This is a genomic window from Bradyrhizobium sp. (assembly GCF_035570375.1).
GTDB lineage: Bacteria > Pseudomonadota > Alphaproteobacteria > Rhizobiales > Xanthobacteraceae > Bradyrhizobium.
In genome coordinates this window covers 100,783-126,482 of record NZ_DATMLW010000153.1, presented here as the reverse complement: position 1 = coordinate 126,482, position 25,700 = coordinate 100,783, and the positions used below count along the sequence as shown (strand labels likewise).

At 61.5% G+C, this 25,700-nt stretch carries 24 protein-coding genes; 8 read left to right on the top strand and 16 right to left on the bottom strand.

Features of this window, described 5'->3' with window-relative positions:
* The 3 genes from VNX23_RS16540 to VNX23_RS16530 form a co-directional block, all read right to left on the bottom strand.
* Positions 1–1,266 (bottom strand): replicative DNA helicase (locus tag VNX23_RS16540; RefSeq protein WP_325631708.1); only part of this gene is annotated, 1,266 nt, incomplete at its 3' end.
* A 285-nt stretch (positions 1,267–1,551) separates the two neighbouring features.
* A complete protein-coding gene (locus VNX23_RS16535; RefSeq protein WP_325631706.1) occupies positions 1,552–1,674 on the bottom strand; it encodes a hypothetical protein in 123 nt (40 codons plus the stop codon).
* A gap of 376 nt (positions 1,675–2,050) precedes the next feature.
* On the bottom strand, positions 2,051–3,301 hold the full coding sequence (locus VNX23_RS16530) for a cyclopropane-fatty-acyl-phospholipid synthase family protein (protein WP_325631705.1): 1,251 nt from the start codon (positions 3,299–3,301) through the stop codon (positions 2,051–2,053).
* 274 nt (positions 3,302–3,575) lie between these two features.
* Here VNX23_RS16530 and VNX23_RS16525 point away from each other — a divergent pair, with 274 nt between their 5' ends.
* The gene (locus VNX23_RS16525) at positions 3,576–4,523 is read left to right on the top strand and encodes a hypothetical protein (RefSeq protein WP_325631704.1); all 948 of its coding nucleotides are present in this window, start codon (positions 3,576–3,578) and stop codon (positions 4,521–4,523) included.
* Between the two features lie 101 nt (positions 4,524–4,624).
* On the opposite strand, the gene rplI is transcribed toward VNX23_RS16525, so the two are convergent.
* The 4 genes from rplI to rpsF all read right to left on the bottom strand — a co-directional run bounded on the left by rplI (position 4,625) and on the right by rpsF (position 7,063).
* Positions 4,625–5,227 (bottom strand): 50S ribosomal protein L9, encoded by a 603-nt coding sequence (rplI, locus tag VNX23_RS16520; RefSeq protein WP_325631702.1) that lies wholly within the window; start codon positions 5,225–5,227, stop codon positions 4,625–4,627.
* Between the two features lie 18 nt (positions 5,228–5,245).
* Entirely contained in the window at positions 5,246–6,220 is a 975-nt protein-coding gene (locus tag VNX23_RS16515; RefSeq protein WP_325631701.1) for a DUF2232 domain-containing protein, read from the bottom strand.
* Positions 6,221–6,350: 130 nt separating this feature from the next.
* Positions 6,351–6,590: a 30S ribosomal protein S18 gene (rpsR, locus tag VNX23_RS16510; protein ID WP_002711478.1), complete on the bottom strand. Its 240-nt coding sequence runs from the start codon at positions 6,588–6,590 to the stop codon at positions 6,351–6,353.
* Positions 6,591–6,595: 5 nt separating this feature from the next.
* Positions 6,596–7,063: a 30S ribosomal protein S6 gene (gene rpsF / locus VNX23_RS16505; protein WP_325631700.1), complete on the bottom strand. Its 468-nt coding sequence runs from the start codon at positions 7,061–7,063 to the stop codon at positions 6,596–6,598.
* Between the two features lie 440 nt (positions 7,064–7,503).
* On the opposite strand from rpsF, the gene fabD reads away from it, so the two are divergent.
* The 7 genes from fabD to gmk all read left to right on the top strand — a co-directional run bounded on the left by fabD (position 7,504) and on the right by gmk (position 14,378).
* On the top strand, positions 7,504–8,463 hold the full coding sequence (gene fabD / locus VNX23_RS16500) for an ACP S-malonyltransferase (protein ID WP_325631698.1): 960 nt from the start codon (positions 7,504–7,506) through the stop codon (positions 8,461–8,463).
* A gap of 15 nt (positions 8,464–8,478) precedes the next feature.
* Positions 8,479–9,216, top strand: coding sequence for a 3-oxoacyl-[acyl-carrier-protein] reductase (gene fabG, locus VNX23_RS16495; RefSeq protein ID WP_325631697.1), 738 nt, complete (start codon positions 8,479–8,481; stop codon positions 9,214–9,216).
* 294 nt (positions 9,217–9,510) lie between these two features.
* A complete protein-coding gene (locus tag VNX23_RS16490) occupies positions 9,511–9,750 on the top strand; it encodes an acyl carrier protein (protein ID WP_006610957.1) in 240 nt (79 codons plus the stop codon).
* Between the two features lie 97 nt (positions 9,751–9,847).
* Positions 9,848–11,113 (top strand): beta-ketoacyl-ACP synthase II, encoded by a 1,266-nt coding sequence (gene fabF, locus VNX23_RS16485; RefSeq protein ID WP_325631695.1) that lies wholly within the window; start codon positions 9,848–9,850, stop codon positions 11,111–11,113.
* Positions 11,114–11,403: 290 nt separating this feature from the next.
* Entirely contained in the window at positions 11,404–12,666 is a 1,263-nt protein-coding gene (mltG, locus tag VNX23_RS16480; RefSeq protein ID WP_325631694.1) for an endolytic transglycosylase MltG, read from the top strand.
* A 161-nt stretch (positions 12,667–12,827) separates the two neighbouring features.
* Positions 12,828–13,715 carry a YicC/YloC family endoribonuclease gene (locus VNX23_RS16475; protein WP_325631693.1) on the top strand — a complete coding sequence of 296 codons (888 nt, stop codon included), beginning with the start codon at positions 12,828–12,830 and terminating at the stop codon, positions 13,713–13,715.
* Positions 13,716–13,718: 3 nt separating this feature from the next.
* Positions 13,719–14,378 (top strand): guanylate kinase, encoded by a 660-nt coding sequence (gene gmk / locus VNX23_RS16470; protein WP_325631691.1) that lies wholly within the window; start codon positions 13,719–13,721, stop codon positions 14,376–14,378.
* Between the two features lie 7 nt (positions 14,379–14,385).
* Here the strand turns inward: gmk and VNX23_RS16465 are convergent, their stop codons facing one another.
* The 9 genes from VNX23_RS16465 to lptF all read right to left on the bottom strand — a co-directional run bounded on the left by VNX23_RS16465 (position 14,386) and on the right by lptF (position 25,511).
* Positions 14,386–15,264, bottom strand: coding sequence for a hypothetical protein (locus VNX23_RS16465; RefSeq protein ID WP_325631690.1), 879 nt, complete (start codon positions 15,262–15,264; stop codon positions 14,386–14,388).
* Positions 15,265–15,439: 175 nt separating this feature from the next.
* Positions 15,440–16,651, bottom strand: coding sequence for an ABC transporter substrate-binding protein (locus tag VNX23_RS16460; RefSeq protein WP_325631688.1), 1,212 nt, complete (start codon positions 16,649–16,651; stop codon positions 15,440–15,442).
* A 43-nt stretch (positions 16,652–16,694) separates the two neighbouring features.
* Positions 16,695–17,753 carry an alcohol dehydrogenase gene (locus VNX23_RS16455; RefSeq protein WP_325631687.1) on the bottom strand — a complete coding sequence of 353 codons (1,059 nt, stop codon included), beginning with the start codon at positions 17,751–17,753 and terminating at the stop codon, positions 16,695–16,697.
* A 21-nt stretch (positions 17,754–17,774) separates the two neighbouring features.
* The gene (gene rsmA, locus VNX23_RS16450) at positions 17,775–18,629 is read right to left on the bottom strand and encodes a 16S rRNA (adenine(1518)-N(6)/adenine(1519)-N(6))-dimethyltransferase RsmA (protein WP_325631686.1); all 855 of its coding nucleotides are present in this window, start codon (positions 18,627–18,629) and stop codon (positions 17,775–17,777) included.
* A complete protein-coding gene (gene pdxA, locus VNX23_RS16445; RefSeq protein ID WP_325631684.1) occupies positions 18,626–19,630 on the bottom strand; it encodes a 4-hydroxythreonine-4-phosphate dehydrogenase PdxA in 1,005 nt (334 codons plus the stop codon). The genes rsmA and pdxA overlap by 4 nt, the downstream gene beginning before the upstream one ends.
* 3 nt (positions 19,631–19,633) lie before the next feature.
* Positions 19,634–20,569 carry a peptidylprolyl isomerase gene (locus VNX23_RS16440; protein WP_325631726.1) on the bottom strand — a complete coding sequence of 312 codons (936 nt, stop codon included), beginning with the start codon at positions 20,567–20,569 and terminating at the stop codon, positions 19,634–19,636.
* A gap of 183 nt (positions 20,570–20,752) precedes the next feature.
* Entirely contained in the window at positions 20,753–23,248 is a 2,496-nt protein-coding gene (locus tag VNX23_RS16435; RefSeq protein ID WP_414643015.1) for an LPS-assembly protein LptD, read from the bottom strand.
* A complete protein-coding gene (gene lptG / locus VNX23_RS16430; RefSeq protein WP_325631683.1) occupies positions 23,248–24,345 on the bottom strand; it encodes an LPS export ABC transporter permease LptG in 1,098 nt (365 codons plus the stop codon). Before lptG ends, VNX23_RS16435 begins: the two co-directional genes overlap by 1 nt.
* Complete coding sequence (gene lptF / locus VNX23_RS16425; RefSeq protein ID WP_325631681.1) at positions 24,342–25,511, bottom strand: LPS export ABC transporter permease LptF; 1,170 nt, start codon at positions 25,509–25,511, stop codon at positions 24,342–24,344. The genes lptG and lptF overlap by 4 nt, the downstream gene beginning before the upstream one ends.
* Positions 25,512–25,700: the final 189 nt, after the last annotated feature.

Below are 25,700 nucleotides of genomic sequence, written 5' to 3'. Positions count from 1 at the left end.
GTCGGCATCCTGTTCGATCGAGCCGGATTCGCGCAGGTCCGACAATTGCGGGTGCTTGTCGTCGCGGTTTTCGACCTGACGCGACAACTGCGATAGCGCGATCACGGGAACGTTGAGCTCCTTGGCTAGCGCCTTGAGGCTCGTGGTGATCTCGGTTACTTCCTGCACGCGGTTGTCGTTGCCGCGCTTGCCCGATCCCTGCAGGAGCTGGATGTAGTCCACCACGATGAGGTCGAGGCCCTTCTGCCGTTTCAGGCGCCGCGCCCGCGCCATCAATTGCGCGATCGACAGGCCGCCGGTCTCGTCGACATAGAACGGCAGCGACTGCAGCTCGATCGAGTAGTCGCGAATTTTTTCGAAGTCAGTTTCGGTGATGCCGCCGCGCCGGATGGTGCTCGAGGGGATTCCGGTGCGCTCGGCGATGATACGGGTGGCGAGCTGTTCGGCCGACATTTCGCAGGAGAAGAAGCCGATGATGCCGCCATTGATCGACTTCATGGTGCCGTCGGCTTGAACCTCGGCGCGATGCGCTTTGGCGACGTTGTAGGCGATATTGGTGGCGAGTGCAGTCTTGCCCATGCCGGGCCGCCCGGCCAGGATGATGAGGTCCGACGGCTGCAGGCCACCCATCTTGGTGTCGAGATCGCGCAGGCCGGTTGCGATGCCCGACAATTTGCCGTCGCGCTGGAAGGCTTTGGCCGCCATGTCGACGGCGACGGTGAGGGCCTGCGAGAAACGCTGGAAGCCACCATCGTAGCGGCCGGATTCCGCCAATTCGTACAGGCGACGCTCAGCGTCCTCGATCTGCGCTCGGGGCGCAAAATCGACCGGAGCCTCAAACGCGACATTGACCATGTCCTCGCCGATCCGGATCAGATCGCGGCGAAGCGAAAGCTCGTAGATCGTCCGCCCGTAATCCTGCGCGTTGATGATGGTGGTGGCTTCGGCGGCAAGCCGCGCAAGGTATTGGCCGACCGTCAGGCCGCCGATGTCGGTGTCGGCAGGAAGGAAGGTTTTCAGGGTCACGGGGGTGGCGACCTTGCCCAACCGGATCAGACTGCCGGCGGTCTCAAAAATTGTCTGGTGGATCGGCTCGAAGAAGTGCTTCGGCTCCAGAAAGTCCGATACCCGGTAGAACGCGTCATTGTTGACCAGGATCGCGCCCAGAAGACTCTGTTCAGCTTCGATATTGTGGGGCGCGCTCCGGTAGGCCGGGTTACCCGGATCGGGGGTGAGTTTGAGGACGTTCGAATCGGGCAAGGCCATGACGCTCGAGTGTTCTGGGAACTTGGGCAGATTTGGGCAGACAAGGGCGGGGATAAAGCGCCTGTCCCGGGCAAAGCGGAAGCGGCGAGATGCCTTATGCCCGATTCACACAATCGGCATTGGGAATTGCGAGGGGCTTGCCGGTCGGGTGCTTGACGGCTTTTTGCGGCCGCCATCGCGGGAGATCGAGCTCTCTCGCCGAAATTTTCCTTGTGGCTGAACCTTTTGACCTGCGGGCAGACCCATTCTCGGGGACAGGCGAAGTTGCCAGCCCCGGCGCGCTGGTCAAATCAGGATGAGGTAGATCAGCGCAAAAATGGCCGCTCCGCTGGCGGCGGCAATCAAGGCGTAGTCGGCCCGGGTGTCCGCATCAGGGTCGAACGGAGATTGAGGGGTTTTTTCGGCCATACCAGAGATTTAAGGCGGCCGCGGCAGGTTGCCCTGTGAAACAGGTCACATCTTGCCGATTTCTTTTGCGACACGGTCGCCAGGAACCGGTTGGCGGGATCGGAATTGGTAAGAGTGTGCTTTGCGTATGAAGGGAAAAGGACAGGCGATGGACCAGCTGCCACAGTTGTGGCGAACCGGAAGAGGCCAAACCCTGTGGCTGTCGATGCTGGTCGAGGCCATGGAGAGGTTTTCTGCACCCGAGTGGCGGAACGTCCGCTGTGATGCGGTGGAGTTGGCCGCGTTACGCGCCCAGCTTGCACGACCTGCGGCGCCTTACCCGATGTTTTCTTCTCGCTTCAGTTTAAGAAACTAAAAGATCGATCCGCGTCGGCCGTCAACCGCCGGCGATCTGAAGCCGCGGCCTTTTCCCACGCTCCAGCCCCCGCAATTTCGCTTCCTCGCGCACGATGTAGTCGCGGGTCATCGGTACGACGCCCTGGCGCTTGGCGAGCTGGATCTGGAAATTCATCAGGTTCTGCTTTCGAAACGCCATTTCGGAAGAGGCAAGATAGAATTCCCACATTCGCGCGAAGCGTTCGTCGTAGAGCTCTATGGCTTCCTGGCGCCGTGCCATGAAGCGCTGGCGCCACGCCTTGAGCGTCTCGGCATAGTGCAGGCGCAGTATTTCGATGTCGCACACCAACAGGCCAGAGCGCTCGATTGCCGGCATCACCTCGGAAAGTGCGGGGATGTATCCGCCCGGGAAAATGTACTTCGCAATCCAGGGATTGGTGGCGTCGGGACCCTCCGAGCGACCGATCGAATGGAGCAGCATGACGCCGTCATCGCTGAGAAGTTCGGCGCATCGCTTGAAATAGATGTCGTAGAAGTCGACGCCGACATGCTCAAACATGCCTACCGATACGATGCGATCGAACGGACCTGGAATGTCGCGATAATCCTCAAGCAGAAATCTTGCCGAATGCGTCAGGTTTTTTTCGCCAGCGCGGGCGTTGGAGACCTGCAGCTGCTCGTTCGACAGCGTGACGCCCGTAACGTCGGCGCCGACGGTCTCGGCCAGATACAGGCCCAGGCCGCCCCAACCGGAGCCGATGTCGAGTACCTTGTCGCCGCGCCCGATCATTAGCTTGGCAGCGACGTGGCGCTTCTTGGCGAGCTGGGCGTCCTCGAGCGTCGCGTCGGGCTTTTCGAAATACGCACAGCTGTACTGCTTGTCGGAATCCAGGAACAACGAATAAAGGCGACCATCAAGGTCGTAGTGGTGGGCGACGTTGTTTTTCGCCCGACCGCGCGGATTGAACTGCCTGATGTGTCTGGCCAGATAGCGCAGCCACCATTGCAGCCTGGCCCAACGCGGCAGCATTTCCGGTTGGTCCATCAGGATTGCCAGCGCGTCTGCGATCGAGGCATTCTCGACGACGAAGGTGCCGTCCATGTAAACTTCGCCGAGCGCAAGTTCAGGGTTGAGCAGAACGCTGCGTTCGGCATCGCTAGTCAGAAATCGCGCGAACACCGGCTGGCCGGTCCCATCGCCGCAGGTAAATTTCGCCCCGCTTGCGGTGGTAAATGTCATCGCACCGCGCTGAATGAACTGCCGCAGGAAGAAACGCAACAAACGGTCCATCGAAACCACCGATTAGAGCGATCCCGGTAGAAGGTCCCCTGTCACAGGACGCGCCGGAAGCGCAAAGGTTCCAACGTCTCACCTGATCATAAAGGCGATGGAACCTGCCCGCTAGTGCCTTGTTCACAAAGCAGTTATTCGGAAATGGTGCATTTGTGCAGCCGCGCCATAAGTGCGCTTCCATTCGCGGGATAATCGGCTAAAAGGTGACCCGCCGCCGGTGCCCGGCGACGGCGCACTGCATGCGATTTCAAGCGTCTGGGAGAAGTGAGGAATGTTGGGCCGAACGCTCCGTTTAGCGGCGGTGACGCTTTTCATCGGTACTGTAGTCTCCGCAGCGCTGGCGCAGGCGCAAAATCTCGAGGCCGGCAAGAGTCCTTCGCAGCTCTTTGCTGGCACGTGCAACGCCTGCCACAAGACTCCCCGAGGTCTCCTCAAGACCGTCTCGGCCGGATCGCTGCCGGGCTTTCTTCGGCAGCATTACACGACCAGCGGCGACATGGCCGCACAGCTCAGTAGCTTCCTTATTGCCAATGGCGCCAGCGATGGTCGATCCAGACAGGGGCCAGATGCCAAACCCGCCGCGGTGACCGATCAGGTCGACCGGCAGGGCCGCAGGTTGCGCGCGCCGTCACCCCAGGAAGCTGCGAGGCCGGAAGCCGATAGCGCCCCGCTCCAGGCCCGCAGACGGCTGGCGCGCCCGGAGGCGGCCGACACAGCGAAGCCGGCTGCGGACGGACAGGCGGCACCGGCGCAGGCCGGGGGCGATCGCGGCCCCGACGGCCGCAGATTGTCGACCAAACAGCGGCTAAGCAGACGCGCAAGGCCCGGCAGCGAGGAAGCGCCCTCTGCCAAGGAGGAGCCGCAGAAGCTTGAACCAGCGATCGACGACAAGACGAGGCCCGAAGCCGCAGCCGAGGAGATCGGCAAACCCGAGACACCAAAACTCTCCGACGAAGGCAAGTCCGAAGCTGCCAGGGTAGAGACGCCCAAGGAGAGCGGCGGCGAGACACCTGTGCTACGGTCGGGGCCACCCATTACACCCGCGCCAGCCGCTTCGTCGGCACCCGGCGCTGCCGCCTCGGGCGGCTCAGCGGAGCCTGCGCCGGGCGCAGGTCGGCCCGCGGCGCCCGCGCCCTCGGAGCCGCCAACCGCCGCCATAACGGCTTCCGCTCCACCGCCTGCGCCTGCCGGACCACCCGCCCCCCCGATCTCGCAATAGGGTGGCGGCGTCGGTCAGGGCTCCTGAGTTGGAGAAGCGGCAGAAATCCAAAGCCCGGCCTGATCGGGCCGGGCTTTGTCGTAGTCTCTCGGAAAACGAGTTTACTTCTCGGGCGGAGTACCTTCCTGTGGCGCCAGATCATTGGGGCGAGCCTCAGGATCGAAGAACTCTCCGGCGGCGGCAAGCGCTTCGGCAGCAGCGTCCTGATCTTCCTGACGAGTCGAAATCTCTTCGCCGCGGTTGATGCGTTCGGCTTCGTCCGCGCTGCGCGCGACTGTGACCGTCACCCCGACTTCGACTTCCGGATGAACGGCAATCGCAATCTGGTGCTTGCCGATGGACTTGATCGGTGCGTCCAGCATGACCTGGCTGCGGCTGATGGCGACGCCTTCGTTCTGGAACGACGCGATGATGTCGCGGACGCTCACCGATCCGAACAGCTGACCGGTTTCGGAGGCTTGACGAAGGATGGTGACGTTGCGGCCGTCGATCTTTTCCGCAACCTTGCTTGCCTCGGTCATGGCTTGCAGGTTGCGAGCCTCGAGCTCGGCCTTCATGCCATCGAATTTGGCGCGATTGTCTGCGGTCGCGCGCAACGCCTTGCCGCGCTTGAGCAGAAAGTTGCGGGCAAATCCGTCCCTGACGCGAACGACTTCGCCCATCTGGCCCAGCTTGGCGACGCGTTCCAACAAGATGACTTCCATGTTCGATCTCCTTTCGAGTTATTTTAAAGGCTTGAAAGATTTTGGATGCGGGGAGGGCGGCGACCGCCCTTGCAGATATCGCCTGCGCAGCCCGAAAACGGCATCGGCCAATCCGAGCGCGGCGATCAACAGGATGGGCCAGCTGAACAATGTCACGATCAGGTAGCTGCAGCTGAGCCAGATGGACCGGTTGTTCAGCGCGGCAGTCAGCGTGTGCAGCACGGCAAAACCCGCCAGCGCATAGGCGATCGTCAGTGCCGCGGCAACGATCTGAGCCACTATCGCGGGCAGACCGGCGGAGAAGCATAACGCGATGGCGGCAAACAGGACCGCAAGCGTCAGCGGTGGCAAAGCCGTGCTTTTCAAGTCAGGCCACGGACGGCGCAATTGCCCCGAGGTCGCTGCGATCTTCGCCGCGAGCCACAAGTTGAGCGTCAGCGTCGCCATGACTATGATGGCGGCCGCAGGTGGTGCGAGGATCACCAGCGCATCGATCCTTCGATCGCTGAGTGCGACATCCGCCGATTGAAGGATACGCGTCAGCGAGCTGCGCATCGTGTCGTGCATCGCTGCGGCGTCCGAGCCGAATGTCAGCAGCGTGGCGGTGATCGTGATCGTCGCAAAGACTGCGATCCAGAGCAGGATTCGGCCGACGGGATACCATTCGAGCGCCGCTGCGTCGTCGGCTGGCGCGGCGTCCGTGGCAATTGGCCGGCCGAGCAGGGCAAGGTGTCCAAGCCACCAGGCCGGCAGCGCGATGGCAAGGACGAAGGCAGCGCAATAGGCAAGGCCGAACGCCAATCCCAAAATGCAAGCCGCGGTTATACCGCCCGCCGCTGCGCAGAGCGGCCCCCATCCGAGCGCCGCGACCATGAGCGGCAGCGGCGCGAGATAAAACAGCAGCAGCGAAACCAGCGCGCCCGAAATGATCGAGGCGAACATCGATGCCGACGCCAGGCCGGCCGCCATTGCAATGAGGAGAGTCGCGATCATCAGCTGTCCCGCCCCCTTTCGAGCGGTTAGAGGCTTTTGCAAACCCCAACCATCGGCAACCGGACGACCCGGAAGCCTTATGAAAATTTGCGATCCGCGGCACTTGAGGGCCGCGAATTCAGGCTCGGCCTTAACGAATGACGTAAGGCAAAAGACCCAGGAAACGCGAGCGCTTGATGGCGCGGGCGAGTTCACGCTGTTTCTTGGCGGAGACTGCCGTGATGCGGCTCGGCACGATCTTGCCGCGCTCGGACACGTAACGCATCAACAGCTTGGAATCCTTGTAGTCGATCTTCGGCGCGTTCGGGCCCGTGAAAGGGCAGGTCTTGCGGCGACGGAAAAACGGACGGCGTGCTCCAGCTTCGGCCATGATTCTTACTCCTCGTCCGCAGTGTCGGTATCATCGCGCGGGCGGCGCGGACCGCGATCGCCGCGGAATCCGCCGTCACGGTCGCCGCGGAATCCGCCATCACGGTCGCCGCGGAAATTGCCGCCACGGTCGTCGCGTTCACGGTCGCGATCGGCCTTGCGCATCATGGCCGAGGGGCCTTCCTCGAGCTCTTCGACGCGAACCGTGAGATAGCGGATCACGTCTTCGCTGATCCGCTCCTGTCGCTCGATTTCGGAGACGGCAGCCGAGGGCGCGTCGATATTCAGCAGCACGAAATGCGCCTTGCGATTCTTGTTCATGCGATAGGTCAGCGAACGCACGCCCCAATTCTCGGTCTTGGTGATCTTGCCGCCCGCCTGCTCGACGATGCCGGTCATTTGGGCGGTCAATTCTTCGACCTGTTGGGTGCTCGCGTCCTGGCGCGCGAGAAAAACATGCTCATAAAGAGGCATGACTGTCCTTTCCTGTGTTGGCGCGAGTCGCCGGCGGCAAGCCCTTCGAACCCTTCGGAAAGGACTCGGATCAGCTCAAGAAGGCGGAAACACGGGACGACGGGCCAACTGGCCCTGCCACATCAAAATCGCCGCTGCGGTGAAATTGCTGAGACCGTCCGTTCAGCTCCCGGCCGGAACCCACGGATGGTCGGCTTTATACGGATTTTGAGCGCGCTGGCAAGGAAAAGCCGCGGGATCGAGAGGCCAGGGGGCTGCGCGAAACCGTCCGACCGCTTGACACGAGCGGTGAGAGCGGTGTCTTTCGGCCCAAATCGGCAGTGCGGTCGGCAAAGTCGACCGGCTTGGTGTCGATTATGGATCTAACATATTGAAGTAAAACATAAAATTACATTGTCCCTTCCGTGAGCAATGGGGCAGGCAAGCGTCCAGGGGTATTGATGACGGCAGCATTCACGTTCCCGGGGCAGGGCTCCCAGGCGGTAGGCATGGGGAAGGCGTTGGTGGAGACCTTTCCCGTCGCGCGCGCGGTATTCGATGAGGTCGATGCGGCGCTCGGAGAAAAGTTGACGACGACCATCTGGGATGGTCCGGCCGAGACCTTGCAGCTTACGGAGAATGCCCAGCCGGCCCTGATGGCGGTCTCGCTTGCCACCATGCGTGTGCTGGAAAGCGAAGCCGGTTTTTCAGTCGCCGCTCACGCCGCCTTTGTCGCGGGACATTCGCTCGGCGAGTATTCGGCGCTTGCGGCCGCCGGAAGCCTCAGCATCAGCGACACCGCGCGGCTCTTGCGCATCCGAGGCCTTGCCATGCAGAAAGCCGTTCCGGTGGGCGTCGGCGCAATGGCTGCCTTGCTGGGCCTCGATTATGAGGCGGCGGTCGCAGTCGCCAACGAAGCGGCACAAGGACAGGTCTGTCAGGCCGCTAACGACAATGGTGGCGGCCAAGTCGTCGTCTCCGGTGACAAGGCGGCGGTTGAGCGGGCGCTGGAGATCGCCAGGAGCAAGGGAGCCAAACGCGCCATGTTGTTGCCGGTGTCGGCGCCATTTCATTGTCGGCTGATGCAGCCGGCGGCAGACGCGATGGCAGAAGCGCTGGCCGGCGTGACCATCAAACGGCCCGCATCGGCGCTGGTATCGAATGTGCTGGCCGCGCCGATCAGCGAGCCCGATGAGATCCAGCGCCGACTGATCGAACAGGTCACGGGAACGGTGCGCTGGCGCGAGTCCGTCGCCTATATGGCAAACCATGGCGTTACGCGGTTTTTCGAAATCGGTGCGGGCAAAGTGCTGACCGGGCTGGTTAAACGGATCGCCGAGGGCGCCGTTGGAATCCCGGTCGGCGGGCCCAACGATATCGGTGCCGCCAAAGGCGCACTCGCAGCGGCGCAGTCGGGCTGAGCGGGGGAAAAGATGATGTTCGATCTCACAGGCAGGACGGCGCTTGTTACCGGCGCGACCGGAGGCATCGGCGGCGCGATCGCACAGGCCCTGCACACGCAAGGCGCGACCGTCGCCATTTCCGGGACGCGGCGCGATGCGCTGGATGCGCTTGCAGCGAAACTCGGCTCGCGGGTCCATACCTTGCCCTGCAATCTCTCCGATGTCACGGAGGTCGAGGCACTGGTCCCGGCGGCAGAAAAGGCCTTGGGCCAGGTCGACATTCTCGTCGCCAATGCCGGCATCACGCGCGACAATCTGTTTGTGCAGTTGCGTGATGAAGACTGGGACGAGGTGATCAAGGTCAATCTGACCGCAACCTTCCGCCTGGCGCGCGCCGCGACCAAATTGATGATGCGCAAGCGCTTCGGTCGCATTATCGCGATCACTTCGGTGGTGGGTGTCACCGGCAATCCGGGCCAGGGCAATTACACCGCGTCGAAAGCCGGGCTGATCGGCATGATCAAGACGCTGGGTGCCGAATACGCCCGGCGCAACATCACCGCCAACTGCATCGCGCCCGGCTTCATCGCGACCCCGATGACCGATGCACTCAACGAGAAGCAGCGCGAAGCGATTCTTTCCAAGGTTCCGGCGGCGCGGCTTGGTACGCCCGAGGAGATAGCCGCGGCGGCGGTTTTTCTCAGTTCGAATGAAGCGGCCTACGTCACCGGACAAACCATTCACGTCAACGGCGGAATGGCCATGATTTGAGGGTCGATGGCGGTCCCAACGGGGAGGCGAATCGCCGCTTGGACAGCCGGTCAAGGCTTGTAGTCAAGGCTTTCGAAGTATGATAACCGGACCACCGGCGGATGGGCAAAGAACACCATTGCAGGATGAGGAAACCCTGTATATTGGCGGTGCGGAGCCTGCCGTCGTTCGCCGGTCCGTGTCGGCCATGGCGGAGCCAAATCAAGACTATGCGCGATTGCGAAGGAAACAAACGACCAACGATGGCTCGTACGTCTTGGGTCGGGTCCAATGGAACAAGCACGAGGTTGAACGATGAGTGAGATTGGCGAGCGGGTTAAGAAGATCGTGGTCGAACACCTTGGTGTTGAGCCCGAAAAAGTGGTCGACAACGCGAGCTTCATTGACGACCTCGGCGCCGACAGTCTCGATACCGTCGAGCTTGTGATGGCCTTCGAAGAAGAGTTTGGCTGTGAAATCCCCGACGATGCCGCCGAGACGATTTTGACCGTCGGCGACGCGACAAAATTTCTCGAAAAGAACGCGAAAAGCTGACGCCCGCGCGCGGTACCGATGAAGCCGGAAGGGTCGTGGCCAGGCGGTCCGTCGGCTTGTCACCACGGACCGCGAATCGCAGGCCGGAGTGGTCAATATGAGGCGGGTTGTCGTCACAGGCCTCGGCATGGTTACGCCACTTGGCTGTGGCATCGAGCCGACCTGGAAGCGTATCCTCAACAGTCAAAGCGGCGCCAGGAAGATCGACACGTTTGATGTTTCCGATCTAACCAGCCAGATCGCCTGCCTGGTGCCCCGCGGGGACGGCAGCGACGGCACGTTCAATCCCAACCAGTGGATGGAGCCGAAGGACCAGCGCAAGGTCGACGATTTCATCATTTTTGCGATGTGTGCGGCGCGCCAGGCGCTCGACGACGCCAATTGGCATCCGCTCACCGAAGAAGATCGGTGCGCTACCGGCACCTTGATCGGCTCCGGGATCGGCGGCCTGTCGGGCATTGCGGATACCGCGGTACTGCTGAAGGAGCGCGGACCACGCAAAGTGTCGCCGTTCTTCATTCCCGGTCGGCTGATCAATCTCGCCTCCGGTTACGTGTCCATCGAGCACGGTCTGAAAGGACCCAATCATTCCGTGGTGACGGCCTGTTCGACCGGCGCGCACGCGATCGGCGACGCGAGCCGGCTGATTGCGCTCGGCGACGCGGATGTCATGGTAGCCGGCGGAACCGAATCACCAATTTCCCGGATAGGGATGGCAGGCTTTTGTGCCGCGCGCGCGCTGTCCACCGCTTTCAACGACGCGCCGGAAAGGGCTTCGCGTCCTTACGACAGGGATCGCGACGGCTTTGTGATGGGAGAGGGCGCCGGAATCGTGGTGCTCGAGGAATACGAACACGCCAAAAAGCGCGGCGCAAGGATTTATGCCGAGGTGGTTGGCTACGGATTGTCCGGCGACGCCTATCACATCACCTCGCCATCCCCGGATGGCGATGGCGGATTTCGCAGCATGAGCGCCGCCATGAAACGCGCAGGCGTTTCGGCCGCGGACATCGACTATATCAACGCGCATGGAACGTCGACACAGGTCGGAGACGAAATCGAACTGGGGGCCGTTGAACGGCTGCTGGGTAACGCGGCTTCCAAGGTATCGATGTCCTCGACCAAGTCGTCCACGGGCCATTTGCTTGGCGCGGCCGGCGCGGTCGAGGCGATTTTCAGTATTCTGGCGATTCGCGACAATATCGCCCCGCCGACGATCAATCTCGAGAACCCTTCGGTGGAAACCGCGATCGATCTCGTGCCGCAGATGGCGCGCCAGCGCGAGATCAATGTGGTGCTGTCGAATTCGTTCGGTTTCGGAGGCACCAACGCATCCGTGATCTTGCAGCGCGTTGCCAATTGACGTGCGCCCTGTCGAGGAGAAGTCCACCGTTTCGCCCCATATCGGTGATATTTCCAGATGCGGGCGCCAGTGGAGTTGATTTGACGTTCGCTAGAGCCGCAGGCTCGCAAGCGAGTGTCAAATCCAAAACTCCACTAGAAACCTAGATTTGCTAGTGGTCCTTTGATTCCAACTTCGCAAAAGTGCTTGCCGAGACGGGATGCGAATGTTGGAATCGGACCACCAGACTATCGGCCGATGCAGGCACGTTTGCGAGGCCACGTTGAACCGACAGGATTCAGGTCGCATCGATGAGTGAGAGGCCGCCCATTTCGCCACGGAGTCCGCGCGCTGCGCTGGAGCCGGAACAGGTTCCGCCACCGCCACGTCGATCCCAGCGTGCCCGCAATCCCTTCGTCGTGTTCGGCAATGCTGTCTTCACGATCATACTGCTTTTGATGATCGGCGCCGGCACCGTTTATTTCTACGGCAAGCAGAAGATTGAGGCAGCGGGCCCGTTGCAGGAGGACAGGATCGTCAATATCCCGTCGCGGGCGGGAATGACCGACATCGCCGACATTCTGCAGCGTGAAGGAGTGATCGATAATAATCGCTGGGCGTTCATCGGCAGCGTATTTGCGCTGAAGGCGCGTTCCGAGCTCAAGCCCGGCGAATACCTGTTCCAGAAGAATGCCAGCCTGCGGGACGTCATCGGCACGATCGTGGAGGGCAAGGTGGTGCAGCACGCCGTCACGATTCCGGAGGGTTTGACATCCGAACAGATCGTGGGCCGCCTTTCCGAAAACGATATCTTTTCGGGCTCCGTGCGGGAGGTCCCGCGCGAAGGCACCTTGCTGCCGGAAACCTACAAGTTTCCGCGCGGCACCCCGCGCGAGCAGGTGATATCGCGCATGCAGCAGGCGCAGAAGCGCGTGGTTGCCGAGATCTGGGAGCGCCGCAATCTCGACACCCCGATCAGGACGCCCGATCAGCTCGTGACGCTGGCCTCCATCGTCGAAAAGGAAACGGGCAAGGCAGATGAGCGCAGCCGCGTTGCCGCCGTTTTCGTCAATCGGTTGCGGCAGAAAATAAAGCTGCAATCGGATCCGACCATCATCTATGGTCTTGTGGGCGGGAAGGGAACGCTGGGACGGCCGATCAAGCGCAGCGAAATCCAGCAGCCGTCTCCGTACAACACCTATGTGATCGACGGGCTTCCGCCCGGCCCCATCGCCAATCCGGGCCGGGCCTCGCTCGAGGCGGCGGCCAATCCGGCGCGAACGCGTGACCTGTTCTTTGTCGCCGACGGCACCGGCGGCCACGCCTTCAGCGACACTTACGACCAGCACCAGAAAAACGTCGCCAAGCTCAGGACGATGGAAAAGCAGATCCAGAACGACACCGTCGAACCGGCCGACGAACCCCCGCCAGCCGCCGCCGGCGCGCCGCCCGACGCCAACAACCCGACGGCTTCGACGGCAAAGCCGGCGCCGGCAAAAAAACCGTCGCGCAGCGCCGCCCCGGCTCGCCAGGGCGCAGCACAATCCACCGCCTCGCCGGTCGTCCAGCAGTAGCGCGAATCGCCAGCCGGCGATCAAATTCCGCTTCCGTGCAAGACGAGATAGGCTTGCACAGTCCCAAAGCGCGATGCCTGATGGTCGAATAGCCTCGCGGCTTGGGTTATTGTTTCGTCCAGAATCACGAACTCGTAAGCTTTTTCCGGAGAATTGACGCGATGGCATTGTCGAGCATGACCGGCTTTGCCCGAAGCCACGGCGCCAGCGGACCCTACGCCTTCGAGTGGGAATTGAAGTCGGTCAACGCCAAGGGTTTCGACCTTCGCATGCGTCTGCCGCCGGGATGGGACGATCTCGAGGCTCTCACCAAGAAGCGCGCCAGCCAGGTGCTGTCGCGGGGCACGGTCTATGCCAATCTGAACGTCAGACGCACCGCTGCTGCCTCGACCATCCGCGTCAACGAAGAGGTTTTGGCCTCGATCGTCAAGGTTGCAGGCACGCTCGCCGGCAAGCTCGATGCCGTGGCGCCCAGCATCGACGGTCTTCTCGGGATCAAGGGCGTCATCGAAGTGGTCGAGCCGGAAAGCAGCGAAGCGGAGGACGTGGCCGCGAAGGAAGCCGCAACCGCGGCGTTTGAGCAGGCGATCACCGATCTCGTGGAGATGCGTCGGCGGGAGGGGATCTCGCTCGGCCAGATTCTTTCGCAGCGGATGGATGAGATCGAGCAACTGGCGAAGAAGGCGGAGGCCGCACCCGGCCGCAAGCCCGAGGCGATCAAGGCGCGGCTGGCCGACCAGATCGCCGCGCTGCTGGAGTCGTCCGACCGGTTCGATCCCGACCGGCTCAATCAGGAAGCGCTCCTGATGGCGGCAAAAGCCGATATTCGCGAAGAGCTCGATCGCATAGCCTCGCACATTGCGCAGGCTCGCGAGATGATCGCAAGGGGCGGACCGGTCGGACGCCGGCTTGATTTTCTCGCACAGGAATTCAATCGCGAGGTGAACACCTGCTGTTCCAAGTCCAACGACGTCGAATTGACCAATATCGGCCTTGAAATGAAGAATGTGGTGGAGCAATTCCGCGAACAGGTCCAGAATCTGGAGTGAACCATGGCGATTGACGGTCAGGGTTTTGGCGGGGTTGAGCGCCGGGGACTGATGTTCGTGCTCTCATCGCCGTCGGGCGCGGGAAAGACGACCTTGTCGCGCCTGTTGATGGAACGAATGCCCGACATGCGAATGTCAGTTTCGGTCACGACGCGGAAAAAGCGGCCGGGAGAAGTCGAAGGCCGCGACTATCATTTCGTCGACAAGGCCCGTTTCTTCGCCATGGAGAAAAATGGCGAATTGCTCGAATGGGCCACTGTGTTCGACAATCTCTACGGTACACCGCGCAAGCCGGTCGAGGAGGCGCTGGCCACAGGGCATGATGTGCTTTTCGATATCGATTGGCAGGGCACCCAGCAGCTTCGGCAGCGTGCGAGGAGCGACGTGGTGAGCGTTTTCCTTTTGCCGCCTTCGGCGGAGGCGCTGGAGAAACGTCTTCACAGCCGCGCACAGGACGCCGATGACGTCATCCGCGGCCGCATGAGCCGCGCCAGCCATGAAATGAGTCACTGGGCCGAGTACGACTACGTGGTGGTCAACAGCGACCTCGATGCCGCTTACAGCAAGATTGAATCGATCCTGCAGGTTGAGCGGCTGCGGCGCGAGCGGCAGATGTGGCTGTCGCAATTCGTTCGCAACTTGCAGCGGCAATTGGAAAAATAGGTAGCCGTTACGTTCGCGCCTGACCCGATAGCCGCCTCGGGAAGGCTTCGCCCGTGCGCTTGCCCCGTCGGCCGGCATTACCGGCAGTTTGGGCGCGTCGGCGCTGCAGATCCTGCACGCCCGGATCATCCGACAGCACGATGCGGTCGTCGTCGGTCAACTCCCAGATCGGACCGCGACGCGCACGGAATTTGCGCGGCTGAGGCTGTCGCTGGCGGCCGAATTTGGCGATAAGCCCGCTGGCCAGCGTGAAGGCGCCCAAGATGGCGACCAGCAATGGCATGAGGCCCCGATCTCCGTTCGGCGAGGGGGCTGCGGCAGCGGGAATGATCGTCGTATCGGCCGGTGCAGGCGCAGCGACCGCGCTCGGCGCAACGCTGGATGCCGAACTGTTGGCCGCGGGCTGCTGCGGGCTCGCGGCTAGGCTCATGCCCGACGGATCCGGCCAGCGTGAGGTGGTTGCGGCCGGTCCCGCGTTTGCACCGGCTGCATTCGCTGCCGGCGCAGCGTTCCAATCCGCGTTGGCCGGTGGCAAATCGGCACTTGGCGCATCGTTGCGGTTGGTTTGCGCCGGCAGTTCTTCGGCACGCGCGTCGGCAAAGGAACGCTGCGCCTCTGTTTGCGGCGGCGGCTTTGGCGAGGACAGGATGTTCTGTGGGGCTCCTTGCGAAACCTTCTCGCCTTGTGCGCGGAGGTACCAGCAATGGCGTTGGGTGGTGTGATCGATGCGGTAGTACCAATGGTTGCCCGCAGGCGCATCGCCTTTCGGATTGGCAAGACAATTGTCGGGCGCGGGCGTTTCGGCGTGCGGGGCGGCTGTCAGCGGGATGGTTGCGAGAATGCCGGCGAAAACGGCTGACACGAATTTCGCGGTTTGGGTGGGCATAGACCGGCTCCGGTAACAATACGCGATACTTTCACGGTCGAACCCTCGCAAAGGACTTGGGTCGCAATACGCCGCAAATCCGGACAGCATGGGGCTTAATTCGGGCTCGCTGATTGCCGCGGGGGGAGCACGCAGTGCCCCGAAAAGGTTGCTTTGTACCGGCAGCTGAATGCCGTCACTCGCTCGCCAGCACGTCGCTGAACAGCACGTAGCGTTCGCCATCGAAGCGCACCAGACGCATCTGCTTGATCGGACGCAGATCGGTCGGGGTGGTCCTCAGCCGGATTCCGGGCAGGGGCATCGGCAATTCCATATCGAGATGAGAAGCCTGCTTCATGATGTTCTCGCGTGTCAGATCGTCGCCGCACTGCTTGAGGATTTGTACCACCGCAAACCCGATATTGTAGCCGTAGGGTGCGTAGTAGTCGCTTTTGTCGATCCGCGGATTGTACTTGTCCATCCACACATTCCACGCCTGCATGGCGGGGTCGTCTTTCCACTGAGGATCGGCCGGGTCCTTCTGATAGGCCGCCGAGATCACGCCCTTTGAAGCTTCAAAGCCGGCCGGACGGATCGCGCCGGATATCGAAGATCCCACGCTGACCACGAATTTCAGCGGATGCCAGTCGATGTCGTAGGCCTTGCGAATGGCCTGCGCCGCGAACCTGGGCACTGCGGCGATCAGCAAAACGTCCGCGCCCGAGGCCTTCAGTGAAACGATCTGGGAATCGATTGTTGGATCGCTGGTGTTGTAGGTCTGCGTCGATACGATCATCGACGATGCACGCTCACCCAAACCCCGTTTGAATCCGACAAGGTAATCGCGGCCAAGATCGTCGTTCTGCGCGATGACGCCGATTTTTGCGTCGGGTTTTTCGGTGAGCACGTGTCTGGCGTAGATTTCGCCTTCGGACGCGTAGTGCGGCGTCCAGCTCATCGTCCACGGAAAATGCGCGGGATCGTTGAAGATCGTTGCACCCGAGCCCACGAAGAGGTGGGGCACTTTCTTCTGATTGATGTATTTGAGAACGGCCATATTGGGTGCGGTGCCGACCGGGTTGACGAGAAACAGCACCTCCTCGCTTTCAATCAAACGCCTGATCTGCTCGACCGTCTTGGGTGGACTATAGGCATCATCGAGGCTGATGAAATTGAGCTTGCGCCCGTTCACGCCGCCCCGTTCGTTCACCATCGCGAAAAAGGCTGTAATCGAAACCGCGCCGGCCGAATAGGCGGAAGCAGGGCCGCTATAGGGCGTGGTGGTCCCGATCTTGATCTCATGGTCGGCGGCGCCGGGACCGTATCGCTTCTGTGCCTGAGCTGGCGCTGCGGCAAGGGCAATCGCGGCCAAACAGCCAGCCAGGGTCGGGATGGTTCGGGAGCCCATGAGACTCTCCTGTTCGAACCGGCAAAGCGGCCGAACTTCCAATTCAGTTTTTCAGCACGATACGTCCGACGACTTTGCCGGCGCGCAAGGCGTCAATCCATTTCTGGACGTCCGCCATCGGTTCCTCCCGCATCGGCGTCGGTTTGATCTTGCCGGCGCGGGCAAGAGCCATCAGCTCGTGCCCTTCGGCCAGCGTTCCAACCATGAAGCCTTCGATCGTCATGCGCTTGTAGATCCATTGCACCATCGGCAGGCTGAAATTGCCGCCCATCAGACCGGAAACCACGATCTTGCCGCCACGCGCCAGGACCGAAACCGCAAAGGCCATCGATTTCTCGTTGCCGGCGAAATCGACGATTTCGTCGAATCCGCCCTCGGTTTCCTTGATGATGCGCCTGGCTACTTCGGCTTCGGCAGGATCATAGGCGAAGGCAGCACCGTTCTTGAGCGCCGTTTCGCGCGCGGCGGGGCTCAAGTCCGCAACCGAGATCCTCTGCTTGAACATCGTTTGAGCAAAGGCCAACCCCATCATGCCGACGCCGCCGAGGCCGATCAGCAAGAGATTGCGCTGCCGCGGTCGATCGACCAGGCGCTTGAGCGCGCCAAAGGCGGTCACGCCCGAGCACATCAACGTCGCCGCCTGATTGACCGGCAGCGGATCGTAATCCAGGAGGTACTTTGCGTCGGGCACCAAGACGTGGCTCGCAAAGCCGCCATCGATGCTGACGCCGAGAAACCGCTGTCTGGCACAGAGGTTTTCGTCGCCCTGCAGACACTCGCGACATTGGCCGCAGCCGATCCAGGGAAAAACCGCCTTGCTCGCACCGATCAACTCGCTCGATATTTCGGGACCGACTTCCTCGACGACGCCGGCGATCTCATGTCCCAATGTGAACGGCAGGGTCATGCCGCGCGTGGTGTCGAGGCGCTTGCCGCCGCCGAGATCGGCATAACCATCCTGGATGTGAAGGTCGGAATGGCACAGTCCGCAACGTTCGATTCGGACCAGAACCTCCCGCGCCGTTGGCTTGGGCGTATCGACGATGGTTTCGCACAGCGGCGCATCGAATTGGACCAGCGATTGGCGTCGCATGAGCGGCATGGCGTTCTCCTTGGGGGATATTCAATTGCTTTGGCGAATATTGGTCAATTCCCGCGCCATGGCAACAAAGCCGCTGATCGGAATGGTTTCTGCACGGCGGGTCGGGTCGACGCGGGCCGCAGCCGCGAGCTTTGCGGGATCGACCGATAAGGATTTGAGGCTTTGCCGCAACATTTTCCGCCGCTGCCCGAATGCAGCCGCAGCCACCTGCTCCAGCGCGCGGCGATCGCAGGTTTCGGGAGCGGAGCGGGGTATCAGTCGCACGACGGACGAAGTCACCTGGGGTTGCGGGACGAAGGCGGCCGGCGAAATATCGAACAGGATCCTGGTTTCGGCGCGCCAGTTTGCGAGCACGCCCAGCCGCCCATAAGCCTCATCATTTTCGCGCGCGACAATACGTTCGGCGACCTCGCGCTGAAACATCAACACCATCATGTCGTACCAGGGTGGCCAGGGTTCGAGCGACAGCCAGCCAATCAACAGCTGGGTTGCGATGTTGTAAGGCAGGTTGGCGACGATTTTGCCGCGGGTAGACCCGAGAAACGGGCGCGGGTCGAACTGCTGGGCGTCGGTGCAGACGACCTCAAGCCGCCCCGGATAACGGTGGGCGATCTCTTCGAGAGCAGGCAGGGCGCGCTGGTCGCGCTCCACCGCGATCACGTGGCGCGCGCCGAGCGCCAGCAAGGCACGCGTCAGTCCGCCCGGACCGGGACCGACCTCGACCACCGTTGCATCTTCAAGCGGACCTGCGGCACGCGCGATCCGCGCCGTCAGATTGAGGTCGAGCAGAAAGTTCTGGCCGAGCGATTTGCGCGCCGACAAGGCATGCTGGCGGATGACCTCGCGAAGTGGCGGGAGATCATCGATCGCGCTCATGCCGGCTGGGTCGTCGCCAAGCGGGCGGCAAGCCGCAGTGCCGCGATCAGGCTCGACGGGTTGGCCTTCCCGCTTCCCGCAATGTCGAACGCCGTGCCGTGATCAGGGGAAGTACGAATGAAGGGCAGTCCCAACGTCACATTGACCGCATCCTCGAATGCCAGTGTCTTGATCGGGATCAGCGCCTGGTCGTGATACATGCAGATGGCGCAATCGTAAGTACGGCGCGCGGTCTCGTGGAACATCGTGTCCGCCGGCAGCGGCCCTCTGATGTTCATGCCCTCGCTGCGGAGAATTTCGATGGCGGGAGCCACAATGGTTTCCTCGTCGGTGCCGAGTGATCCTTCTTCGCCCGCGTGCGGGTTGAGGCCGGAGACGGCCAGTCGCGGATTGGCGATGAGGAAGCGTGTCTTCAGGTCAGACGCCACAATGCGAACCGTCGTTACGATCAGGTCGGTTGAAAGTTGCGCGAGCGCTTCGCGCAACGAAACATGGATGGTCACCGGCACCGCGGCCAGCGCGGCGGACCACAGCATCATCACGGGCTGTGGCGTCCGGCCGCCCGTCGCTGCGAGTTCGGCGAGATATTCGGTGTGGCCGGGATGGCGAAAGCCCGCGCGATAAAGCACGCTCTTTGCGATCGGGTTGGTGACCACCGCACTGGCCCGTCCGGCCGTTGCGTCGTCGACCGCCTTTCGTATCGACGACATGGCGGCCTCGGCGCTGGTGCCATCGGGTTTACCAGGTTGTGCAGTCGCTGCTTGGCCGGTGGCGACCACCGGCAAAGCGTCCGCGAACACGTCGCATGCCTGGTGGGCACGAATCTCGGCCAGCTTGAGCTGAACTCCAAGGCTCTTTGCCCGCCGGGCGAGCAGGCCGGGATCGCCGAGCCAGTAAAAGGGCGGGAGCTTCAGCTCATCACGGCGCAGCCAAGCCTTGATGGTGATGTCGGGTCCGATACCTGCGGGTTCGCCTGATGTCAGCGCGAGAGGCTTTGCCATACGTCAACGATATTCGATCATCGCGGCTTTGCGGACTTCATGCAGGTACCATTTCGACTTGGCCTCGTACTTTTCGGAAAACATCTTTTCCCGAATTTCCTTCTTCTTGGGCGTATCGATCTTGGTCGGCTCCCTGGCACACAAGGCAACCATCTCCACCCCCTGCTTGGTCACTTCGGGTGCAGTCAAGTGGCCGATCGGTGTGTTGTCGAGAAGTTCGCGAAGGGAGGGCGGAATGTCGGCCGATGTCTTGGTCACGGCGCCCGGAAGCGCCGCGTTCTGCATCGATTTGAAGAACGAGTTCACTTCAGCGCAGGTCTGAATTCGCGCGCGCAGGGCCTCGGCCTCCTTTTTTCGCGTTTCGATGGCGTCGGCGGCAGAGCCCCGAGGGACGATCAGCACGACCGGCTGCATCTTGTATTCGAACGCCTGGGCGTCTGTCTTCTCCTCGATGCCTTGTTCCTGGAGCTTGTCGGTAACATCCTTTTCGCCGACCTGGAGGCTTTCCTTGTAGCGGCCACGGACCAAATTGCTCCAGACCATGTCGGCCCTCACGCGTAACTTCAGCGTGTCCGCTCGAATGCCCTGGGTTTCCAGGGATTTCGTCAGCTGTTCGGGCGTCACATGCATTCGCGAGCTCATCGCGGCGTAAGATTGATCGACGTCGCTCACAGAGGGATCGATGCCGAATTTCTTTCCTTCCTTGATCTTGACCTTCTCGTCTATCAGTTCGTCGATCACCTGCTTTCGATCGGGCGGTTTGTGGGTGCTGAGCATGAGCAACTTGCTGCGTTGCTCGATGTCATAGTTGGTGATGGGCTCGCCATTGACCATCACGACGATCTGCGCCTGCGCCGGCGTCCACGATCCCACCAAGACCGCGGGCACTGCGCAGCCCAGGATGAGAGCCCAAAGTCGACTTGGAATGTTGGTGAGCATGGTCATATTCGCTACGTTGGTCAGTCCCTGGGGGGTTGGAATTGACATTCGGTCGGCCCGCAAACTCGTGTCTTGCCGGCGGTCCTTGGATTCCAGCATTCGAAGGGGGCAAAATGCTGGAATCGGACCACTCAATTCTGGCAACGCCCCGCCCGGTAATTCGCCGGGTCAGATGCCCGGACTTTATTGCGCTGTCGTATTGGTACCGGCGAGGGTCCGCAAGCCGATCTGCAACATGAAAGCGTGTCCAAGTATTGGCGGCGAAGTTGTCGTTGCGTAGGAGAAGGACGTCACGTAGTTCGCCGCCAGCACGAAGCAGTCATCCACATAGCCGGCGCCGACGACGTATTGATTGATCTGGTTCGCAACAAGATCCCATCGCGCAGCTCCCGAGGCCACCCAGTTCGAAGCAACCTTGACCGATCCGCTGACAAGAATGCCTTCGCGGCGCGTCAGAAAGCCGATATCGGGTTGAGCGGCGTAATCGCCGTACAACACGCTCACCGACCAGCGGTCGAAGTTGGCGCGGCCTTCAGCCTCGAAGCGCTGGACGTTCCAGGTCGCCTGATCGAATCGCGCGCGTGTGCTGAAAGTAAAGACCTTGTTCGGCGAATAGCTGAGGCTGGCGACGTAATCGGATAGCGGGGTCTGCAGACCCGAATCGACCGCGGTATTGGTCACGTCGTGCACCGCGAAGGAATTCAGGCCGAACAGTTGATAGGATTCCCCGAACACCGCCGTGATCGCGCCGCCGCGATCGAACTGGGTGGTCGCCTGCACGCCGGCGTTGGCGCGGCCACCGCCTTCAACGCGGTCATAGCCAGAGAATTTGTCGACGCTGAACAGGTTGCTGGTATCGAACGTCATGCTCTGTGCGTCTTCGTTCGGCAGCTTGCCCGCATAGGGTTCGTTGGGACGGATGATGACCTGGGCGATCGGCTCCACGGTCGTGGTGCCCCACGGCTGAACGTTGATGAAGGGATAGCGATATTCGAGGCCGACGGTCGGCATCACCCGCAACGCCTCGGTGTCGCCGACGGGCAGGAAGTTCGAGACACCGGGCTGGTTCGAAATCGAGGCGTTGATGGCGTCGGCGCGAACACTGGCGAACGGGGTCCAGATTTCACCGGCCGAATCGGTGAAGGATCGCCGCCAATTCACCTCACCCGTCGCACGCGTGTAGGTTCCGGGCATGCCCCGCATCAGACAGTTGGCAGGCACGATACTCTTCGCCGGATCGGCAGAAGTTAATACCGAACACGCGCCGGTCGCGGCGGCCACCGCATTGATCGGATCAAACACCGCCTCATCACGCGTCAGATTAGTGAAGTTTGTCTTGTAGCTGACCTCGCCGCCGAGCACCGAGTGGTTGATCACGTTGGAATAGTCGATCACCGGCCAGATGACCGGCACCTGAGACTGGTTACCCGAGAGGCTGAGATAGTAGATCGTGCGGGCGTCGAAATAGCTGCGGTTGCCGACGCCCGTCAGGTAGAGTTGGGAAGGTGCTTCCGTCGGCAAGGCAAGAAACGAGCCGAACGCATCCTGATAAACAGAAAGCCTGTAGTCCTGCAAAAACTGAATGTCGGACAGCGCGACGCCTTCCCAGCCCCAAACCCATTTGTCGTTCAGCGCGAACTCGCCTTTGGTCTCGACGTCGCCGCGGAACCGACGATCTCCCGGCAGAGAGCCAAATGCACCGGGATCAAGTTGGTCGATGCCGGCGGCGCGGATTTGGTAGGCGCCATCGATCAGCCGCTGACGGAACTCACCCTGGAACAGCACGCCCTGCTGCGTCGTGAAACGCGGATTGAAGGTCAGGTCATAGTCAGGTGCGATCGCCCAGTAGAACGGTGTCTCGACGCCGAACCCGTACGACGAACTCGTCGTGTAGGACGGCATCAAGAAGCCCGTCTTGCGCTTCACGGTCGGATCGGGCGCGGAAAAATACGGGATATAGGCCAGGGGAACACCGAAAAATTCGAGCTGCGCGTTCTCGAAGTAGAGCATCTTGTTGATCTGGTCGTGAATGATGCGCATTCCCTTGACCTGCCATAATGGCGGCTTCTGCGGATCATCCTTGCAGGGCGCGCAGGCCGTGTAGACGCCGTTCTCGAAGACGGTGTAGTTGCCGCTGGAGCGGTCGGCCCGGCTCGCCGCCATGTGGGTCGAATCGGCGGTGTCGACGCGCAGCGAATCGACGAAGCCGTCGCGATAGTCGTCGCTTAAATCCAGGATACTGGCGTAAGTGATCTTGCCGTCCACATCGGTCAGGCGGATGTTGCCTTCGGCGTGCAGCCGCTTGGTCTTCTGATCGTAGATGACCTTGTCGGCCTCGACGCTGGTCCCGTTGTAAAACAACTGGACGTTGCCGACCGCCGACACCCGGGAGTTGTTGTAGTCGTAATCGACCTCGTTCGCCTGAACGAGCATCTGCCCGTCATTGGCCGGCCGGGCCGTTACCGGTTTGGGAGGCCTCGGATTGTAGGTGTAGACGAAGGATTGCGCCGAGGCCGTGGGTGCCGTTGCCAGTTCAAGGGAGCCGGCCAGGAGAAGGCCAAGGAGGATGCCGACAACCGGCCCGCAGGCAGCAGGCAAGCGAATACGATTGCGGCGCGCGAACGCGCGTCGCCCGAAGGCAGACGACGACCTTTCTTGGAGGGCGGCGACAGCGGCCACTACCCGTCCTCCTGGTACAACAAGGCCAAAAAGCCGGTGAGGCCGCCCACGCAGACAGGCAGCCACGCCGATGCGATCGGATGCATCAGTTCAGCCTTGCTCAAATCCTCGGTTACTTTGGATAGAACGTAGAGCAGAAAGCCCGCTCCAACGCCACTCAAAACCATCTTTTGCACGCCCCCGAATCGGAAGAATCGGAGACTGACGGCAGCGGCCAGCATAACCATTGCCGCAAGCAGAAATGGCTGGGCGAGGAGCTTGTGGTATTGCAATCGGTACCCGGCGGTCGCGAATCCGGAGCTTTCAGAAGACCGGATGTAGCCGGGTAGTTGCCAGAAAGACACAGTCTCGGGGGTGGAGAAGCTGTTGCGAACCTGGGCCGGCGTCAGGCTGGTGCTGAGCGAAAGGCTATCCTGCTCAACCGGGGGGGCATCGAGGGTGTAGCGCCGCACAGATTTGAATAGCCAGCGCCCTTCCTCAAGGGTGGCCTGCTGCGCCTCGAGTCGTTCCCTGAACCGGTAATCATTGTCGAAGCGGAATATAGTCAGACCCGTCAGGCGCACGCCCTGCTGCTCGCTACGGGCCGCGTTGATGATGGCCTGGCCATCGCTGTTGACCTGGTTGATCCAGAAACCGGACGCATCCTGCACGCCGCCACCGGGCGCCGAACCGAACAGCTCGGCTTCCATCCGCTTGGAGAGTTCGCGCAGATTCGCAGACATCGGATTGTAAACGGCCGTAGCGGCGATCCCGAGCATGATCGCGCTCGCCAGCGCCGGCGCAATGAATTGCCAGGCCGAAACGCCGGCAGCCCGTGCAACCACCAATTCCAGTCGCCGCGAAAGGGCCAGATAGCAGGTCATCGCCCCGATCAGGATGCAAAACGGCATCATCTTTTCGAGCAATTGCGGAACGCGGAACAGCGAGGTCTCCGCCACCGTAACGGCGGAAACCTCGACCAGCCCCGACGTCTTGCGGACCATCTCGATGTAATCGACCAGCACCAGAAGCATGAAAATGCCGGCAAACACGCCGAGCGCCGAGACCACGAAACGGCCCGCGAAATAACGCCCCAACGTGTTTGTGATCATGCTCATGCTGCGGCGGGCCTTCCGAACAGCCGCAGCAAGCGCGCGCTCGATTTGTTGATGGCTTCCATCGCCGCTGCCGGCGGTTCTATGACGATTCCGCCGACGATGATCCAAAAGCTTGCGCCGATCGCTGCAGCCAGCATCAGATATTGGACAAATGCCGCGAGCGGTGTTTTGACCGCCATGACGGAGCAGGCGAATCCCGCCATCCGCAGCCCGAAGACGGCGAGGATGGCCCCGCCGATCGAAAAATTTCGGCTCTGCCGCGTCGTGCGTGGAGCACCGAGAAAGGCAAAGGTGAGTGCCGCAAAGGCGAAGGGATAAATTGGTGCCATGAAGCGGTCATGCAACTCGGCACGGAATTGGCCGGGCAGTTGTTGGTAAACCGGATCGCTGGCGGAAGGCGACAGCAGTTCCCAGAGATAACGTTCGCGAATGCCGAGCGCGACGTCGTGGCCCTGGTTGGAGAACTTCGACATGTCGAATCCGTAGCGACCGAACGCTACCAGTGCCGGGTCGCGCTTGCCGGCCTCGAAGCGCTCGAGATTTCCATCTTCCAGAATCAGGATTGAGCCGCCTTCGTTCTTAACGATCGTGCCATGGTCGGCGACGATGCTGATCCGTTCCTTCGGATCGCGGCGGTCATCGATGAAGATTCCGACCAGCAGGCCGCCCGGTTGGCGCTCGCGGATGCGAATCGTGAGGTTTTGATCGAGTTGGGCGAAGCGGCCCGGTTGCAAAATATTGGCGAGCACGTCCGCGGTGATTTCGGCATCCCACTGCTTGAGCCTGCGCATGCCGTCGGGAGCGAGATAGGAGGCGATGAAGGCAACCAGCAGCGCTACCACCAGGGTAGCGAGCAGAAATGGATGGAACAGCCGGAGCGGCGACAAGCCGGCTGCATTCATCACGATGATTTCCGAATCGGTCGCAAGCTTGTTCAGCGTGTGCGAGATCGCGATCATCAAGGCGATCGGCGAGATGATCAGAACCAGTGCGGGAATGACGAGGCTGGTGACGCCAAGGAAGGTCAGGATGGTTTGTCCTTGGCTGGTCATGAGATCGATGCCGCGCAGCGCCTGGGTAATCCAGATCACGCCAGTGAGGCTGACCAGGACCACCGCAAACGACGCAAGCGTCGTGCGAAAGATATACCTGTCGATCGACCCCATCGTTACCGCACGACCCCCGTCAGACGCGCCGGAATAGGCAAACTCGACCAGTCCCCAATCGGGAGCCCCCTGACCGCGGCCGCCGCGCTCCCTGCCGGCTTATTCTCACTATCATCCCGTTGATCCGTCAACAAAATGGCTGCTCCAAGGCGCCCTTGCGGGATAGTTAACAATTCGGCTTATGTGGCT

Bases quoted from the DNA above. Each gene is read 5' to 3' on its own strand.
- VNX23_RS16535 (WP_325631706.1), bottom strand. From the start codon at position 1,674: ATGGCCGAAAAAACCCCTCAATCTCCGTTCGACCCTGATGCGGACACC.
- VNX23_RS16530 (WP_325631705.1), bottom strand. From the start codon at position 3,301: ATGGACCGTTTGTTGCGTTTCTTCCTGCGGCAGTTCATTCAGCGCGGT.
- VNX23_RS16525 (WP_325631704.1), top strand. From the start codon at position 3,576: ATGTTGGGCCGAACGCTCCGTTTAGCGGCGGTGACGCTTTTCATCGGT.
- rplI (WP_325631702.1), bottom strand. From the start codon at position 5,227: ATGGAAGTCATCTTGTTGGAACGCGTCGCCAAGCTGGGCCAGATGGGC.
- VNX23_RS16515 (WP_325631701.1), bottom strand. From the start codon at position 6,220: ATGATCGCGACTCTCCTCATTGCAATGGCGGCCGGCCTGGCGTCGGCA.
- rpsR (WP_002711478.1), bottom strand. From the start codon at position 6,590: ATGGCCGAAGCTGGAGCACGCCGTCCGTTTTTCCGTCGCCGCAAGACC.
- rpsF (WP_325631700.1), bottom strand. From the start codon at position 7,063: ATGCCTCTTTATGAGCATGTTTTTCTCGCGCGCCAGGACGCGAGCACC.
- fabD (WP_325631698.1), top strand. From the start codon at position 7,504: ATGACGGCAGCATTCACGTTCCCGGGGCAGGGCTCCCAGGCGGTAGGC.
- fabG (WP_325631697.1), top strand. From the start codon at position 8,479: ATGTTCGATCTCACAGGCAGGACGGCGCTTGTTACCGGCGCGACCGGA.
- VNX23_RS16490 (WP_006610957.1), top strand. From the start codon at position 9,511: ATGAGTGAGATTGGCGAGCGGGTTAAGAAGATCGTGGTCGAACACCTT.
- fabF (WP_325631695.1), top strand. From the start codon at position 9,848: ATGAGGCGGGTTGTCGTCACAGGCCTCGGCATGGTTACGCCACTTGGC.
- mltG (WP_325631694.1), top strand. From the start codon at position 11,404: ATGAGTGAGAGGCCGCCCATTTCGCCACGGAGTCCGCGCGCTGCGCTG.
- VNX23_RS16475 (WP_325631693.1), top strand. From the start codon at position 12,828: ATGGCATTGTCGAGCATGACCGGCTTTGCCCGAAGCCACGGCGCCAGC.
- gmk (WP_325631691.1), top strand. From the start codon at position 13,719: ATGGCGATTGACGGTCAGGGTTTTGGCGGGGTTGAGCGCCGGGGACTG.
- VNX23_RS16465 (WP_325631690.1), bottom strand. From the start codon at position 15,264: ATGCCCACCCAAACCGCGAAATTCGTGTCAGCCGTTTTCGCCGGCATT.
- VNX23_RS16460 (WP_325631688.1), bottom strand. From the start codon at position 16,651: ATGGGCTCCCGAACCATCCCGACCCTGGCTGGCTGTTTGGCCGCGATT.
- VNX23_RS16455 (WP_325631687.1), bottom strand. From the start codon at position 17,753: ATGCCGCTCATGCGACGCCAATCGCTGGTCCAATTCGATGCGCCGCTG.
- rsmA (WP_325631686.1), bottom strand. From the start codon at position 18,629: ATGAGCGCGATCGATGATCTCCCGCCACTTCGCGAGGTCATCCGCCAG.
- pdxA (WP_325631684.1), bottom strand. From the start codon at position 19,630: ATGGCAAAGCCTCTCGCGCTGACATCAGGCGAACCCGCAGGTATCGGA.
- VNX23_RS16440 (WP_325631726.1), bottom strand. From the start codon at position 20,569: ATGCTCACCAACATTCCAAGTCGACTTTGGGCTCTCATCCTGGGCTGC.
- lptG (WP_325631683.1), bottom strand. From the start codon at position 24,345: ATGAGCATGATCACAAACACGTTGGGGCGTTATTTCGCGGGCCGTTTC.
- lptF (WP_325631681.1), bottom strand. From the start codon at position 25,511: ATGGGGTCGATCGACAGGTATATCTTTCGCACGACGCTTGCGTCGTTT.